A 14,786-nucleotide genomic window follows, 5' to 3' on the forward strand; every position below is an offset into this window, starting at 1 on the left:
GCCGTCATTCGGGGTCGTCCTGAGGGGCGCTCCCGAAGACGCCTCCGGCGAGGAGGGCGACTCCGCCGGCCAGGATCAGCAGAGCGGCGCCGTGCGTGATCCACCCCAGCACGGTGTCCATGCCGACGAGCGTGTGGATCGCCTCGTGGTTGCGCACCGCGAACCATGCGAGCGCGAGCCCGACGAGCAGCACACCCCCGGTGATCAGCATCCCCCTGCGCGTTCTCCGCATCCTGCCCCCTCGGTCTTTCCCGTCGACGCTACCCGACCCGTCCGCGCCCAGGAAGGACGGATGCGGCGGCACTAGCCTGGGAGCATGACCGAGATCGTCCACGTCCGCGCCGCCCTCCTCGACATGGACGGGACCCTCGTCGACTCGACCGCGGTGGTCGAGCGGCTCTGGCTCGCCTGGGCGGCGCCCCACGGCATCGACCCCGCCACGGTGCTCAGCGTCGTGCACGGCCGTCAGGGGCACCAGAGCATGGCGATCATGCTCCCCGAGCGCGACCACGAGATCAACCTCCAGGAGAACCGGGAGATGCTCGCCAACGAGGCGAGCGACGTCGACGGCGTCGTGGCGATCGAGGGAGCCGACGTGCTCCTCGCCGACCTCCTCCCGTTCCCGCACGCGATCGTGACGTCGGCCGACGTGCGACTGATGAACGCCCGCATGGGCGAGGCAGGGCTCACCGTGCCCGCGCTCACCGTCACGGCGGAGAACGTGTCGAGGTCGAAGCCCGACCCCGAGGGCTTCCTGCTCGGCGCGGAACTCCTCGGCATCGATCCGGCCGACTGCGTCGTCTTCGAGGACTCGGGGGCAGGCATCCAGGCCGCCCACGCCGCGGGAATGCGCGTGATCGGCGTCGGCGCCCACGCGACCTCCCACTCCCCCGAATACCACGTCGCCGACCTCACCCAGGTGGCCGTGGTCGCCGTCGACGGTGGGTTCGAGCTGCACGTCGGCTGAGGTCAGGCATCGACCGAGCGCTGCATCGGGACGCCGGCGTGTCGGGCCCGAGTGCGCGGCTCCCGCCCTGCGCCCGCCAACCTGCACCCGGCGTCGCCGAACGGACACCGCCTGCTCAGGCGACCGCGATGAGAGCGCGTCTCGGTCGGCGCTGCTCACGCCACTCGCGACTCGGATCCCACCATCCGGGAACCCTGATCTGCGGAACACCCTCCGACATCCGGATCTCCCATCCGGAGCGATCCAGGGTCCGGTGGTGATGCCAGCACAGGGGCACCCCGTTGTCGGTGTGGGTCGGGCCGCCGCGCGTGCTCGGTGACGTGGTGGATCTCGCACCACGACGCGGGGACGTGGCATCCGGGGATCAGGCACTCGCCGTCGCGGAGCACGATCGCGCGGCGCTGAGTCGCCGTGAAGACGCGGTCGGTCGCACTGATCCCGACGATGCGGCCCTCGTCGAAGAGCACGCGCTGCACAGCCCCTGAGCACGCGGTGTGGACCGCCACGGATGCCGGAACAGGCGCCTCGACGCCGGGCATGGTCGCCCATCCGCCGCTCTCGCGTTCAGAGATCTGCGCCGCGTCGACGTGCACCACGAGGGCGGGGGCCGCGCCGCCGAGCGACGGCATGTCGTCGTGTCGAGCCGCGATGCCCAGTGCGGCGGCCAGCGCATCGTGCTGCTTCTGCGCCCGCGTGCGCGAGTCGGCGTCGCCCCGCTGCTCCGCGTCAGGACGCGCATCTCCCGTCAGCTCCTCGGAGGGTCGGAACATCACGCCGAGATCGGCGGGTCCTTCGACCTTCGGATTGAGCTGGGCGTCGAAGATCAGCTGCAGCTGCGCATACACCTCGGGCAGGAGAGCACCGCGGATCGGATAGGCGCCGTCGCGCAGCCGCCCGATGACCACGGAGCGCCGCTGCGACGCGCGCGCCTCGACCGGCGTCGAGCCGTCGGGGTCGAGGTACAGCGCGATCAGCTGCGAGTACTGCCGCAGGTCGTCGGGAGTGGCGGGCGGAACCGCAGTCGTACGGCCGTCGTCTTCCCTGACGATGCCCCGCGCCTGATCTGCCAGCTCGGCATCGGCGCGCAGACGGTCGGCTGCGCCGATGCGATCCCCGGCCTGCTCCATCGGGCCGGTCGCAGCGAGGAGTCCGGCGACGCCCACCTCCCCGTCGAGCATCGCCTCACGCAGCGCAGGCCACCGCGCAGGCAGGCGCTCCCCGGTGAGCAGGCTCAGCTCTCGACGCAGGGCGGATGCCGACTTCACCATGCGCGCCGCAGTCGCGGCATCCACGCGGAGCACCCGCTGCAGGAGCTCGTTCAACGATCGGCATCCGAACGCATCCGGCAGCTCTCGGGCATCGGCATCGGCGACCGTCTCGACGACGATCGCCTCGAGCCGCCGCAGTGCCTCGCCTGCGCCTCTGAGCACGTCCATCCGCTCGGTCGCGGACAGCCCGCCGAACCCGACGGCACCCAGCATCAGATCGAGGTCGGTGACGACCCGATCGAGGATGCCGGCGGTGCTGCTCATGACTCCATCCAACCGAGGGCCACCGACATTCGAGGCCGGTTTTCGGCTGTTCAGGCCAATATTCCGGAACAGAGCCGTCAGACACGATCGCTCAATGACGGGGAACCCGTCCGGCTGTTGCGCCGATCCCCGACCCCGCCGCGATCCCTACATCCCGGCGCGGTCGAAGGCGATCGTCGGCACGTCCACCACGTGCGAGCCGCCGTCGGCGACGATGACGGCGCCTGTGATGTACGACGACTCGCCCGATCCGAGGAAGCGCACGACCGAGGCGATCTCGGCCGGACGCGCGGGGCGCCGCAGCGGCACGTCAGCGGTCACCGTGGCGTAGGCCTCCTCGCGCGACCCGAGGCCGGCGTGCGTGGCGAACTCGTCCATCTCGTCGTCGGCCATCGGCGTCTGCACCCACCCGGGGCACACCGCGTTCACACGAACGCCGTGCTTGCCGTAGTCGCGCGCGAGCGTACGGGTGAGGCCGATGAGCGCGTGCTTGCCGACCGTGTACCCGGCCACCGACGGCCCCGCGAAGAGCCCGGCGAGCGACGAGACGATCACGATCTGCCCCTTCGACTCCAGCAGTGCGGGCAGCGCCTCGCGCGCCATGACGAACGCCGTCGTGAGGTTGGCGCGGATGGCGGCGTCCCACCCCGCGTCATCGGTGTCGCCGACCGGTGAGAAGCCGTGGCCTCCGGCGTTCGCGACCAGCACGTCGATGCGGCCGAACGTCGCCAGCACCTCGGCCACTGCGGCCTTGGCGGACTCCGTGTCCGCGGCATCCGCGATGATCGCGTGCGCGCCGACCGCCTTCTCCACCGCCTGCAACGGCTCGGCCCGGCGTCCGACGACGACGACGTGCGCCCCCTCGGCCGCGTACCGCTCGGCGATGGCCGCTCCGATGCCCGTGCCGCCTCCGGTGATGACGACGACGCGTCCGGAGACCGTCGATCCGACTACGAGTCCCATGTGCTGCTCCTGTCTGTCTGGCGCGTGCGCGCTCAAGCGGGGAATCCCGACCGGGCGGTGTACCCGAAGTCGCTGAGAAGGGTGGTGCCGTTGACCGCGCGGCTGCGCGGCGACAGCAGGTACGAGACGTGCGCGGCCACCTCGTCGGCCGTCTGCACGGGGAACGCCGCCTCGTCGAGAGCCGTGTCGCCCAGGTCTCCGCGGCTCATGGGGGTGTCGACGACCGAGGGGGCGACGGTGTTCACGCGGATGCCGGTGCCCGCGAGGTCGACCGACAGCGCCCTGCCGAACTGCACCAGCGCGGCCATCGACGCGCAGTACGGCGCCATGCCGGGAGAGGCGACGAAGGCGGAGTCGCTGGAGATCAGGACGACGGATGCCGCGGCCGATGCGCGCAGCAGGGGCAGCGCCGCGCGGAGCACGAGGAAGGGCCCGGTGACGTTGACGGAGAGCACCGCGTTCCACTCCGCGAGCGAGACGTCCTCGATGCCGGCGCCCACGGGGCCGGAGATCCCCGCACAGCACACGACAGCGTCCAGCCTGTCGACCCGCGCGAGAGCCGAGGCGACCTGCGCCTCGTCCGTCACGTCCGCCACGAGGAGCAGGGCGCCCGGGCATCCGCTGGCCGTCCGCGCGAGGGCCGCTCCGTCGCGATCGAGAAGCGCGACGCGCACCCCCTCGGCGGCGAGCGCGAGCGCGACGGCCCTGCCGATGCCGCTCCCGGCCCCGGTGACGAGGGCGGTCGTACCGCTCAGATACAGGTCCATGTCGCCTCTCCTGACCCCGCCGGCGCATCTGTCGACGCGGAGGACGGCGGCGTCCTGACAGTCATCCTGCTCTGCGGCGTCCTCGACGTCGAAGCACCCCGACGCGGCTGTGCACGCTGACACCATCGTCTTTCACTCAGGGTCAAGCGCGGGCGACGAGGGCGGAGCAGACTCGCTCTATCGACGATCCCCCTCGTCGTCGATGCCGTGCGCGCACGGCCGTCACCGAGCAAAGGAGCCGCCGTGGCAGATCCGATCGCACCATCCGCAGAGCACACCTCCCTCCGCCCAGGAGCCCTGGGCGTCGCCGGCATCGTCTTCCTCGTGCTCGCCGCCGTCGCGCCGCTCACGGGCATCGTCGTCGTCGCCTCGCTCGCCATCGCGCTGGGCAACGGCGGCGGCACGCCCATGTCGTTCTTCATCGTCGCGGCGATCCTCCTGCTCTTCGCGGTGGGCTACGCGCAGATGTCGAAGCAGCTCGTCAACGCCGGCGGCTTCTACGCCTTCGTGGTGAAGGGCCTCGGCCGCACCGGCGGACTGATCGCCGGGCTGATCGCGACGCTCGGCTACAACTTCTTCGTCGTGGGCACGATCGGCACCAGCGGCTTCTTCATGCAGACGATCATCCGCGACCTCACCGGCCTCGACGTGCACTGGCTGGTCTGGGGGCTCGCCTCGATCGTGGTGTGCTTCGTGCTCGCCAGGGTCGGCGTCGACTTCAGCTCCAAGATCCTCGGCGTGTGCCTGGTGCTGGAGACGCTGATGCTCGTCGTGTTCGACATCTCCGTGCTCGTGCAGACCGGCTACGACGTCGCGGCGTTCAGCCCGGAGTGGGTGCTCTCGGGCTCTCTGCCGATCGGCCTGCTGCTCGCCGCCACCGGGTTCCTCGGGTTCGAGGCCACGGCGCTGTTCAGTGAGGAGGCGAAGCAGCCGCTGCGGACGATCCCGCGCGCGACGTACACGGCGATCATCGCGATCGGCATCATCCTCGGCGTCACCACCTGGGCCGTCGTCAGCGCCACCGGCGTCGCGCAGGCGCAGGCCACCGCGGTGGAGCACCTGCCCACCGGCGACCTCATCTTCACGCTGTCGCAGCAGTACCTCGGCGGCCCGCTCACCACGGTCATGATGATCCTGCTGCTCGTGAGCCTCTTCGCCGCGATGCTCGCCTTCCACAACTCCGCCACGCGCTACCTCTACTCCCTCGGCCGCGCCCGCATCCTGCCGCAGGCGCTCTCCCGCACCCGCACCAACGGCGCACCGCAGCTCGCCGGCATCGTGCAGGCGTCGTTCGCCGCGATCGTCGCCGTGATCTTCGCGATCGCCGGAGCCGACCCGATCGTCACGCTCGTGCCCGCGATGCTCGGCTTCGGCACGCTCAGCGTGCTGATCCTGCAGGGCCTCGCGGCGATCTCGATCGTCGTGTACTTCCGCCGCAAGGGCGACCCGCGGTGGTGGAGCACGTTCATCGCGCCGGGCATCGGCTTCCTCGGCATCGCGGCGATCTCGATCCTCGCGATCGTGAACTTCGACATCGTCGCCGGCTCCCAGGAGCTCGCGATCCGCCTGATGCCGCTGCTGCTCGTGCTCGCCGTGATCGGCGGCATCGTCTACGGCGCGTACCTGAAGAAGTCCCGACCGGCCGTGTACGACGGTCTCGCCACCGACCTCGAGCGCGTCAGCGCCCGCTGACCCGCCCCATCCGACAGGAGAAGAAATGACGACCCTGAACCCCGCAGACACCTCGACCTGGCTGCCCCTCGAGGGCCTCGCCCCCGGCTTCGACGCGAACAAGGCCCCGCATACGACCGCCCTCAGCGGCCGCGAGATCACCGTCGTCGACGGGCGCGGCACCCGCATCGTGCACCGCTTCGCCGACACCACGGTCACCTGGGACTACCAGCCCGGCGCCGATGACAGCACCGCCGCGGCATCCGACACCGACGATTACGAGGCCGTCGAGGTCGACGAGGACCTGTTCTACGTGCAGTTCCACCACGACTACCTGCCGAACGAGGCCGTCTCCCTCGTGCTCGATCTTCGGCACGGCCGTGCGCTCGCGGTGATCTCGCTCATCCTCCCCGCGCCCGAGAAGGGGAAGACGCGCGTGCAGCACGTCTTCGCCCCGAGCATCATCGAGGGCGCGGAGGTCACCGGAGCAGAGGCCGCTCCCACCACGTCCCTCATCGGCCGCCGCGTCGAGTGGGTCTACAGCACCGAGCACGCCTACGAGCACGTGTACCTGTCTGAGCGCTGGTACTCGTGGCAGTGCCTCGCCGGCCCCGAGCGCGGCCTCGCCGACACCGACGAGAACACCGTGTGGGAGGTGCGCCCCGGCATCTACATCTTCGCGTGGCGTGAGAAGGTCATCCCCTGCGCATCCGTGACGATCGCCGACCACCGCGACGTGAACGCCATCCGCTCGCACGGCGTGCTGTTCGGGCTCGACGAGACGGGCGAGATCCCCACGCACTTCACGTTCGGCGCGCACGGCCGCCTCATCTCGACCACTCACCACAGCGCCGGCCTGGAGCCCGCGGAGTTCGGAAGGATCTGAGATGACGGATGCCGCAGACCTCATCGTCACCGGATCGGTGATCCGCACCGCCGACCGGTCGCAGCCGTTCGCGGAGGCGTTCGCGGTGCGGGACGGCCGGATCTCGGCCGTCGGCGCGCTGTCTGCGGTGTCCGCCCATCGCGGGCCCGAGACCAGGATGCTCGATGTCGGCGACGCTGCGGTCTACCCCGGCTTCGTCGACGTCCACAACCACCACGCGCTCGCCGGTCGCACCGAGCTCTTCGAGCTCTCGCTGCCCCCGTCGCTCACGCTCGACGAGATCCTGGAGAGGGTGGCCGAGAAGGCGGCGACCCTTCCCGAGGATGCGTGGATCATCGGCGGGGTCGTCGCGACGACGCTGCTGCCGACGCTCGCGAACACGGCGACCCGCCTGCGGCTGGACGAGGCCGCGGGTGGACGGCCCGTCGTGATCGTCGAGGACTCCCGGCACAACCGCTGGGCGAACACGCGCGCCCTGGAGCTCGCCGGCATCACGGCCGACGGCCTCCCCTCGGGCGGCGTGACGATCCTCGATCCCGACGACGGCACCCCGACCGGGGTGCTGCTGGAAGCGGCGGGCATCCCCGTGCAGGAGGCGTACGACCGCAGCGGCGGCCTGACCGCGGAGCAGCACGTCGCCGCCTCTCGGCGCGGGGTCGAGCTGCTCAACTCCTTCGGCATCACGACCTTCCAGGATGCGGGGGTCTCGACCGACATCCTCTCGGCGCTCGCGACGCTGGACCGCGACGGCGACCTGAACGCCTGGGTCGTGTCATCGCTGCTCATCAACGACGAGATCTTCGGCTTCGACCCGATCGGACAGGCGCTCGTCGAGCGCGGCGAGGAGTTCCGCACGCCGCACCACCGGCCGGACTTCGTGAAGATCTTCCTCGACGGGGTGCCGCCGGCGAGGACGGCGTCGTTCCTCGAACCGTATGTGGCGGATGCCGCGCACGGCGCGCACTTCCACGGCGAGACGACGATGACCTTCGACGAGCTCCACGGCTGGCTCCGCACGGTCGCGGAGCGCGGGCTGGGCGCCAAGGTGCACTGCACGGGCGACGGCTCGGCCCGTCTCGTGCTCGACGTCGCCGAGCGGATCCGCGCCGACGGCTTCACGACGCCGATCCAGATCGCGCACGGGCAGTTCCTGGCGGATGCCGACATCCCCCGCCTGCACGCGCTGGGCGTGTCGGCCGACATCTCCCCGTTCATCTGGTTCCCCGGTGTCATCACGCAGGCGCTGGCCGAGGTGCTCGGCGAGCGCGCTGAGCACTCCCAGCCGAACAGGGCGCTGCTCGACGCGGGCGCCCTGGTCGCGGGCGGGTCGGACTGGCCGGTGTGCGAATCGCCCAACACGCTGGAGGGACTGCAGGGTCTGGTCACCCGCGCCGATCCGCTGCACCGCGCGCCCGGCGTGCTGTGGCCGGAGCAGGCGATCACCGCCGAAGAGGCCCTGGAGGTCTTCACGATCAACGCCGCCACGGCCATGGGCCTCGGCGACGAGACCGGGTCGATCGCGGTGGGCAAGTCCGCCGACTTCGTCGTCCTGGAGCGGGATGCGATCGCGGGAGACGCGGAGCGCATCATCGAGACGCGCGTGCTCTCCACGTGGTTCTCCGGCCGAGAGGTGTTCGCGGCCGGCTGACCATGCATCGATACGATGAGCCCATGCGCCGCTTCCCCCGCTCCGTCTACTCCGTCGGCGACGAGCCGGATCCGCGGTTCTCCCTGGCGAACGAGCGGACCTTCCTGGCCTGGACGCGCACCGGACTCGCGCTGATCGCCGGCGGCGTCGCCCTCGAAGTGCTCGGCCTCGACCTGCACCCGGGGTTCCGGCTCGCCGCGTCGCTGCTGCTGATCGTGACGGGCACCGCGGTCGCTCCCCTGGCCTGGTGGGAGTGGATGCGCGCCGAGCGCGCCCTGCGCCTGTCCCGGCCGCTCCCCGGAGCCTTCTCCGCCCTGCTGCTCGCCGTCGTGGTCGTCGTCGTCGGGCTGCTGGTCACGGCCGGTGTGCTGTGGCGATGACGGCGTACCGCCCGTTCGACCCGGGGCTGCAGCTCGAGCGCACCGAGCTCGCGTGGCGGCGCACGGCGCTCTCGATCGCGATCGGCTCGCTGCTGTCGCTGCGCGTCCTGCCGATCGCCCTGCCCCCGGAGGCCACGTTCTGGGGCTTCGCTCCGGGCATCGTCGGGCTGCTCTCCGCATGCGCCCTGTGGTTCGCCGCCCACCGACGCCAGCGCAGGCTGGGCGCGTTCCTCTCGGGCGCGACCGGCGTCTCCCCGCACGGCGGCGCCATGCTCGTCCTCCTCGCCGTGCTCGGTGCGGGTTTCGGAGCCGTCGCGCTGGTCTTCTCCGTGCTGTCGGCGCTGCGATGAGTCACGGGATGGTGCGCGTCCCCGCCGGGCTCCTCCGGATGGGCTCTGACGATCACTACCCGGAGGAGGGGCCCGTCGTCGAGCGCGAGGTGGCAGCCTTCGACATCGACGAGCATCCGGTCACCAACGCCGAGTACGCCCGCTTCGTCGCCGAGACGGGGTACGTGACCGTCGCGGAGCGCCCGCTCGATCCCGCCGACTTCCCCGGAGCCGACCCCGCGACGCTCGTCCCCGGCGGGCTCGTCTTCACCCCCACCGCCGGCCCCGTCGACCTCGGCGACTGGCGCCAGTGGTGGCGCTGGCAGCCCGGAGCGCACTGGCGGGCGCCGCAGGGTCCATCATCGGACGTGGACGAGATCCTCGATCACCCGGTCGTCCAGATCGCCTTCGCGGATGCTCTGGCCTACGCGGAGTGGGCGGGCAAGCGTCTGCCGACGGAGGCCGAGTGGGAGTGGGCCGCCCGCGGCGGACTCGTGGGGGCGCGCTACGCGTGGGGCGACGAGCTGCGACCGTCCGGCATCCTCATGGCCAACACCTGGCAGGGCGAGTTCCCCTACCGGAGCACCGGAGCCCTCGGCTGGTCGGGCACCTCGCCCGTCGGCGCGTTCCCCGCCAACGGGTACGGTCTGAGCGACATGATCGGCAACGTGTGGGAGTGGACGGCGGATGCCTGGACCCCGCGCCACGGCATGACCCCGACGGTTCAGCCCGGCGACCGCGTCACCCTCCTCGACTCGGCAGCACGGGGACCTGCACGGCGCGTCACCAAGGGCGGCTCGCACCTCTGCGCCCCCGAGTACTGCCTCCGCTACCGCCCGGCCGCCCGCTCCTCGCAGACCGAGGACTCGGCGACAACGCACCTCGGATTCCGCTGCGCGCTCTGACCGCGCCGCGCCGCACCTGCGCGCTCAGTCGGCGATCGCCTGCACCGCCTCGCCCACGGCCCGCAGCACGGTCCCGTCATAGGAGGAGCGCCGGCCGGGCACGTACCGCACCGATCGCAGCTCGCCCCCGCCGAACGGATAGGTGCGATGCGCCTCGTGCAGCTCCCAGTCGACGGGACCCCCGTAGTCGTAGCCGACGCTGATGCCGGTGAACGGGGCCATCCCGAGCAGCATGGGCACGTCCTCGACGACCGCGACCTCGACGCCGTCGACGTCGACGCCCAGGCGCCAGCGCAGGTGGGGTCGCTCGTCGAAACGGACGAGCACACGATGCGCGCCCTCCCCCAGGCGATCGCCGCGTGCGCGGTGCATGGCGCCGTACGCGTTGTACACGAGGAGCGGCCGTCCGTCGTCGACGGCGAGGAGATAGCCGCCGCCCTGGTCACCGTGCGCCACGATGACGCCCGCCGCCTCCGCGCGGGTCTCGATCTCGATCTCGATCGTGAAGGAGCGCAGCACCGTGAGCTTCGCCGAGCGGAAGCGCTCCAGCGGGGGCCGGAACGGCACGAGCGTCATCGGCGCCGACAGCGGCTCCTCCGTGTCTGGCCGGAGCCGGAAGAGGGAGCCGTCGTCGTCGAGCGGGAACACGGTGTTGCGCCAGGCCTCCGCGTGCCAGCGCTCCGCCATCCGCGCCACGCGCTCCGGATGCTCCGCCGACAGGTCGACCGTCTCGGTGGGATCGGCGGAGAGGTGGTACAGCTCCCACTCGCCCCCCTCGGCGCCCTCGGCCTTCGTCGGCGCCGTCGCCGACAGTGCCTTCCACTCGCCCTCCACCAGTGCGCGGCGGCCGACGCACTCGAAGTACTGCGCCTCGCGCCCGTCGGCGTCGGGATCGGCGAGCACGCCCGCGATGCTGCCGCCGTCCATGTCCTGCGCCGTGCGACCACCGCGCTCGGAGAGCGGGGTCACGCCGGCGAGGTCGAGCAGCGTGGGAGCGAGATCGGAGACGAACACGAACTGGTCGCGCAGTCCGCCCTCCATGGGGGCATCCGGCCACGAGATGATGAGAGGAGCGTGCACCCCGCCCTCGTAGGTCGTCGACTTGAACGAGCGGAACGGGGTGTTCGAGACGCGGGCCCACCCCGTGGGGTACTGCCCGAAGAGCCGCGGCCCTCCGATCTCCTCGACGTCGCGGGGCACATCGGTCACCCAGCCCTCCGGCATCCCTCCGTGCGTGCCGAACTGCGCGAAGTAGCTGCGCGTGCCGCTCGGACCGCCTTCGGCCGTCCCTCCGTTGTCGCTCGCGAGGATGACGATCGTGTTGTCGCGCTCTCCGCTGCGCTCCAGCCGTTCGAGGAGCCGCCCGACGCTCTGATCGATCTCGTCGACCGCCGCCGCATACACCTCCATGTGCCGGGCGAACAGGCGGCGCTCGTCCTCGCCCAGCGCATCCCAGGAGGGGATCCGGTCGCCGTCCGCGATGGCGTCCTCCGGAAGCCGGGCGTGCGACGGCACGATTCCCCGTTCGCGCTGACGGGCGAAGCGCTCCTCGCGAAGGGCGCTCCACCCCGCCTCGTAGCGGCCGCGGTACTTCTCGATGTCGGCGTCCTTCGCCTGGATGGGCCCGTGCACCGAGGTGTGCGCGTAGTAGAGGAAGAACGGCTTCTCCTGGTCGTTCACCCGGAGGTCGTCGATCATCCCGATCGCGCGATCGGTGAGTTCGTCGGTGAGGAAGAACCCGTCGGGGAACTCGCGGATGCCGACGACGGAGTTGTCCTGCACGAGGCGGTGCGGATGGTGCAGCGAGGTGAAGCCGTCCATGCTGCCGAAGTACCGGTCGAACCCTCGCTGCAGCGGCCAGCTGGCGCGATCCGCGCCGTCGTGCAGGCGCGATTCGAGCGTGAGATGCCACTTCCCGACCATGAAGGTCGCATAGCCGCCCGCGCGCAGCGACTCCGCCAGCGTCGGGGCGTCGGCGGGCAGCTCACAGCTGAACCCCGGATAGCCGGGGTCGATGTGGGCGACGAAGCCGAAGCCGGCGCGGTGGGGGTTGAGGCCCGTGAGCAGGGCGGCCCTGGCCGGCGAGCACATCGGCGCCGTGCGGTAGTTCGTGAAGACCCAGCCGTCGTCGGCGAGGGCGTCGATGTGCGGCGTCTCGATCTCGCTCCCGAACGGGCCGAGGTCGCTGAACCCGAGGTCGTCGATGAGCATCACGATGATGTTCGGGGCCTTCCTCCGCGCCCGTCGCGGCGCGGGCCACCACGGTGCGGAGTCCGAGGTGAACTCGGCGACCCGCCCCTCGAACGCCTCGTATCCGCGTGCCGTCCGATCCGCCATCTAGCCGGCCCTCCTGATCAGCTCGAAGATCTCCGTCCGCAGCTCCGCGAAGGCGGGCAGTGCGCGCGTGCGGAGCTGATCGCGGGGGCCGCCGAAGTCGATCTCGATGATCTCGGTCACCTTCGCGGGTCGCTCGCCGAGCACGACGACACGGTCGGAGAGGTACACCGCCTCGTCGATGTCATGGGTGACGACGACGATCGTCATGCCGAACTGCTCGCGGATGCGCAGGCACAGGTCCTCCAGCTCGAAGCGCGTCTGCGCGTCGACGGAGGCGAAGGGCTCGTCCATCACGAGGACCTCGGGGCGATACGCGATGGCCCTGGCGATGGCGACGCGCTGCTGCATCCCGCCGGAGAGCTGCCACGGGTACTTCGACTCGGCTCCGGCCAGACCGACCGCGGCGAGCGCTGCGGACACCCGCTCCTCACGCTCGGCGACGGGCAGCCGCAGGTGCTTCAGCGGCAGCCGCACGTTCTTCTCCACCGTGAGCCACGGCATGAGCGACCGCGTGTACTCCTGGAACACCAGGGCCATCTCCTCCGGCGGCCCGTCGATGGGCCGGCCGTCGATGGCCGCTGTTCCCGCGGTGATGCTCTGCAGCCCGGTGAGGCATTTCAGCAGCGTCGTCTTGCCGATGCCGGACGGGCCGACGATGCAGCACACCTCCCCGACGCGCACGTCGAAGGTGAGGTCGGCGATCACGGGTACCGGACCGTTCTTCGTCTGATAGGACTTGGCGAGGCCTGCGACGCTGAGGCGGACGGGGGCCTGTTCTGCGATGGTCATGAGTTCTTCTCCTGCTGCTGCGAGGCGATGTACCAGCGCAGCACGCGGCGCCGGAAGAGGGTGAAGACGGCCGTGGCCGCGTAGCCGATGATGCCGAGCACGAGGATGCCCGCCCACATGTCGGGGATGGCGAACGACTGCTGCGCGAGCAGCGTGGCCGCTCCGAGTCCGGTCGACGACCCGAGCATCTCACTGGCGATCATCACGACGAACGCCGTGATGAGGCTGACCTGCATGCCGGAGAGGATGCGCGGCCCCGCGGCGGGCAGCACGACCTGGAACAGGCGTTCGGCCGGGGTGAGCCGGTAGACCCTGGTGACCATCTCCATCGTCGGCTCTCCCGCCCTGATGCCGTCGATCGTCGAGATGAGGATGGGGAACACCGCGGCCAGCGTGATCGACAGCACGCGGGTCTCGTTGCCGAAGCCGATCAGCGACACGAAGATCGGCACGAGAGCCACCGGAGGGATGGCGCGGAAGAAGTGGATGGCGGGCTCGGCGAACCAGCTCAGCGGTCGGACGAGCCCGAGTGCGCAGCCGAGGATCACGCCGATGAGGGTGGCGAGCACGAACGAGAGCGCGAGGTTGCCGACCGAGGAGGCGACGCTGCCGAGGAACGCCGGCGTCTGCAGCAGCTGACCCAGGCGGGTGAGGATGGTCTGCAGCGGAGGGAAGAAGGTGTTCGTCGACCCGGCGGAGGCGAGCCACCAGGCGGCGAGCAGCACGACGGGCACTGCGATCTCGGCGCCGATGAGGATCCACCGCGGCGACCCGCTCTGCGACCTGCTGCGGCGCACGCGGGCCCTGGTCTGGATGGAGGTGGTCAGGGTCATCGGTGGTCCTGCTTCCGGTACTGCGGGTGCCAGTGCAGCAGCATCCGCTCCCCCTGTTGGCTCAGACCCTGGATGATCAGGCCGAGCACCCCGAGGATGACGACATAGGCGAACAGCTGCGGCTGATTGCCGGAGATCTGCGACAGCAGCAGGCTCTGTCCGAGTCCTGGACCGCCACCGAGGAGTCCGGCGACCACGGCGACGACGAGCGATGTGGGTGCGGCGACACGCACCGCGGTGCCGATGTAGGGCAGGGCGCTGGGGAGCACCACCCGGCCCAGGATCTCGGCCGACCCCATGCCGTACGACCGCGCCGTCGCCCTCGCCACCGGGTCGGTGTCGAAGACGCCAGCCGCCGACTGCACCGCGATCGCCGTCACGCAGCCGAAGAACACCAGGAACACGCCCATCCCGGAGGTCGGACCGAGCACGAGGACGACGATGGGCAGGATCACGATGGGCGGGATGGGCTTGAGGAACTCCAGCGGGACGCGGGTGGCGTGCAGCGCGAGCGGCGACGTGCCGATCGCGACGCCCAGGAGGACTCCCACCGCCACGGCGAGGACGAGTCCGAGCAGGGCCATGGCGAGCGTCGCGCCGATGGCCTCCCAGAGCTGCGCGGTGCCGAGCATGCGCACCGCCTCACCGATCGCCTCGGTCGCGGTGGGCAGCGGCGACGAGGACAGCGGCCCGACGGTCGCCGCCAGCTGCCACGCCCCGAGACCGCACACGACGCCGAGTGCGCCGACGAGAGCGCCGGCCACGGAGGAGGTGCGCAT

At 71.1% G+C, this 14,786-nt stretch carries 15 protein-coding genes; 7 read left to right on the forward strand and 8 right to left on the reverse strand.

The annotated features are described in order from the left end of the window. Positions 1–4: 4 nt before the first annotated feature. Complete coding sequence (locus tag MRBLWH10_RS10975) at positions 5–232, reverse strand: hypothetical protein (protein WP_341939882.1); 228 nt, start codon at positions 230–232, stop codon at positions 5–7. Positions 233–316: 84 nt separating this feature from the next. Here MRBLWH10_RS10975 and MRBLWH10_RS10980 point away from each other — a divergent pair, with 84 nt between their 5' ends. Then, positions 317–967 (forward strand): HAD-IA family hydrolase, encoded by a 651-nt coding sequence (locus tag MRBLWH10_RS10980; RefSeq protein ID WP_341939883.1) that lies wholly within the window; start codon positions 317–319, stop codon positions 965–967. A 155-nt stretch (positions 968–1,122) separates the two neighbouring features. On the opposite strand, the gene MRBLWH10_RS10985 is transcribed toward MRBLWH10_RS10980, so the two are convergent. The 3 genes from MRBLWH10_RS10985 to MRBLWH10_RS10995 form a co-directional block, all read right to left on the reverse strand. After that, positions 1,123–2,499 carry a DUF222 domain-containing protein gene (locus tag MRBLWH10_RS10985; RefSeq protein WP_341939884.1) on the reverse strand — a complete coding sequence of 459 codons (1,377 nt, stop codon included), beginning with the start codon at positions 2,497–2,499 and terminating at the stop codon, positions 1,123–1,125. 147 nt (positions 2,500–2,646) lie between these two features. After that, on the reverse strand, positions 2,647–3,462 hold the full coding sequence (locus MRBLWH10_RS10990) for an SDR family oxidoreductase (protein ID WP_341939885.1): 816 nt from the start codon (positions 3,460–3,462) through the stop codon (positions 2,647–2,649). Between the two features lie 32 nt (positions 3,463–3,494). Further along, a complete protein-coding gene (locus MRBLWH10_RS10995; RefSeq protein WP_341939886.1) occupies positions 3,495–4,229 on the reverse strand; it encodes an SDR family oxidoreductase in 735 nt (244 codons plus the stop codon). Positions 4,230–4,472: 243 nt separating this feature from the next. Here MRBLWH10_RS10995 and MRBLWH10_RS11000 point away from each other — a divergent pair, with 243 nt between their 5' ends. Genes MRBLWH10_RS11000 through MRBLWH10_RS11025 form a run of 6 tightly spaced genes read left to right on the forward strand, consistent with a single transcriptional unit; the run spans position 4,473 to position 10,048 of the window. Continuing rightward, the gene (locus tag MRBLWH10_RS11000) at positions 4,473–5,921 is read left to right on the forward strand and encodes an APC family permease (RefSeq protein ID WP_341939887.1); all 1,449 of its coding nucleotides are present in this window, start codon (positions 4,473–4,475) and stop codon (positions 5,919–5,921) included. 25 nt (positions 5,922–5,946) lie between these two features. Then, positions 5,947–6,786, forward strand: coding sequence for a molybdenum cofactor biosynthesis F family protein (locus tag MRBLWH10_RS11005; RefSeq protein WP_105677014.1), 840 nt, complete (start codon positions 5,947–5,949; stop codon positions 6,784–6,786). A 1-nt stretch (position 6,787) separates the two neighbouring features. Beyond that, positions 6,788–8,434 carry an amidohydrolase gene (locus MRBLWH10_RS11010; protein WP_341939889.1) on the forward strand — a complete coding sequence of 549 codons (1,647 nt, stop codon included), beginning with the start codon at positions 6,788–6,790 and terminating at the stop codon, positions 8,432–8,434. A 23-nt stretch (positions 8,435–8,457) separates the two neighbouring features. Beyond that, on the forward strand, positions 8,458–8,814 hold the full coding sequence (locus MRBLWH10_RS11015) for a DUF202 domain-containing protein (protein ID WP_341939890.1): 357 nt from the start codon (positions 8,458–8,460) through the stop codon (positions 8,812–8,814). Beyond that, positions 8,811–9,164 carry a DUF202 domain-containing protein gene (locus MRBLWH10_RS11020; protein ID WP_341939891.1) on the forward strand — a complete coding sequence of 118 codons (354 nt, stop codon included), beginning with the start codon at positions 8,811–8,813 and terminating at the stop codon, positions 9,162–9,164. The genes MRBLWH10_RS11015 and MRBLWH10_RS11020 overlap by 4 nt, the downstream gene beginning before the upstream one ends. 8 nt (positions 9,165–9,172) lie before the next feature. Next, complete coding sequence (locus MRBLWH10_RS11025) at positions 9,173–10,048, forward strand: formylglycine-generating enzyme family protein (protein WP_341939892.1); 876 nt, start codon at positions 9,173–9,175, stop codon at positions 10,046–10,048. A 24-nt stretch (positions 10,049–10,072) separates the two neighbouring features. On the opposite strand, the gene MRBLWH10_RS11030 is transcribed toward MRBLWH10_RS11025, so the two are convergent. Genes MRBLWH10_RS11030 through MRBLWH10_RS11045 form a run of 4 tightly spaced genes read right to left on the reverse strand, consistent with a single transcriptional unit; the run spans position 10,073 to position 14,786 of the window. Beyond that, positions 10,073–12,385: an arylsulfatase gene (locus MRBLWH10_RS11030; protein WP_341939893.1), complete on the reverse strand. Its 2,313-nt coding sequence runs from the start codon at positions 12,383–12,385 to the stop codon at positions 10,073–10,075. Continuing rightward, positions 12,386–13,174: an ABC transporter ATP-binding protein gene (locus MRBLWH10_RS11035; protein ID WP_341939894.1), complete on the reverse strand. Its 789-nt coding sequence runs from the start codon at positions 13,172–13,174 to the stop codon at positions 12,386–12,388. It lies immediately after the preceding gene. After that, positions 13,171–14,007, reverse strand: coding sequence for an ABC transporter permease (locus tag MRBLWH10_RS11040; RefSeq protein WP_341939895.1), 837 nt, complete (start codon positions 14,005–14,007; stop codon positions 13,171–13,173). Before MRBLWH10_RS11040 ends, MRBLWH10_RS11035 begins: the two co-directional genes overlap by 4 nt. Continuing rightward, positions 14,004–14,786 carry an ABC transporter permease subunit gene (locus MRBLWH10_RS11045; RefSeq protein WP_341939896.1) on the reverse strand — a complete coding sequence of 261 codons (783 nt, stop codon included), beginning with the start codon at positions 14,784–14,786 and terminating at the stop codon, positions 14,004–14,006. The genes MRBLWH10_RS11040 and MRBLWH10_RS11045 overlap by 4 nt, the downstream gene beginning before the upstream one ends.

Origin of the sequence: Microbacterium sp. LWH10-1.2 (assembly GCF_038397765.1) — a bacterium.
GTDB classification, from domain to species: Bacteria; Actinomycetota; Actinomycetes; order Actinomycetales; family Microbacteriaceae; genus Microbacterium; species Microbacterium natoriense.

Coding starts and splice junctions, on each gene's coding strand:
- MRBLWH10_RS10975 (WP_341939882.1), bottom strand. CDS start 232: ATGCGGAGAACGCGCAGGGGGATGCTGATCACCGGGGGTGTGCTGCTC.
- MRBLWH10_RS10980 (WP_341939883.1), top strand. CDS start 317: ATGACCGAGATCGTCCACGTCCGCGCCGCCCTCCTCGACATGGACGGG.
- MRBLWH10_RS10985 (WP_341939884.1), bottom strand. CDS start 2,499: ATGAGCAGCACCGCCGGCATCCTCGATCGGGTCGTCACCGACCTCGAT.
- MRBLWH10_RS10990 (WP_341939885.1), bottom strand. CDS start 3,462: ATGGGACTCGTAGTCGGATCGACGGTCTCCGGACGCGTCGTCGTCATC.
- MRBLWH10_RS10995 (WP_341939886.1), bottom strand. CDS start 4,229: ATGGACCTGTATCTGAGCGGTACGACCGCCCTCGTCACCGGGGCCGGG.
- MRBLWH10_RS11005 (WP_105677014.1), top strand. CDS start 5,947: ATGACGACCCTGAACCCCGCAGACACCTCGACCTGGCTGCCCCTCGAG.
- MRBLWH10_RS11010 (WP_341939889.1), top strand. CDS start 6,788: ATGACGGATGCCGCAGACCTCATCGTCACCGGATCGGTGATCCGCACC.
- MRBLWH10_RS11015 (WP_341939890.1), top strand. CDS start 8,458: ATGCGCCGCTTCCCCCGCTCCGTCTACTCCGTCGGCGACGAGCCGGAT.
- MRBLWH10_RS11020 (WP_341939891.1), top strand. CDS start 8,811: ATGACGGCGTACCGCCCGTTCGACCCGGGGCTGCAGCTCGAGCGCACC.
- MRBLWH10_RS11025 (WP_341939892.1), top strand. CDS start 9,173: ATGGTGCGCGTCCCCGCCGGGCTCCTCCGGATGGGCTCTGACGATCAC.
- MRBLWH10_RS11030 (WP_341939893.1), bottom strand. CDS start 12,385: ATGGCGGATCGGACGGCACGCGGATACGAGGCGTTCGAGGGGCGGGTC.
- MRBLWH10_RS11035 (WP_341939894.1), bottom strand. CDS start 13,174: ATGACCATCGCAGAACAGGCCCCCGTCCGCCTCAGCGTCGCAGGCCTC.
- MRBLWH10_RS11040 (WP_341939895.1), bottom strand. CDS start 14,007: ATGACCCTGACCACCTCCATCCAGACCAGGGCCCGCGTGCGCCGCAGC.
- MRBLWH10_RS11045 (WP_341939896.1), bottom strand. CDS start 14,786: ATGCGCACCTCCTCCGTGGCCGGCGCTCTCGTCGGCGCACTCGGCGTC.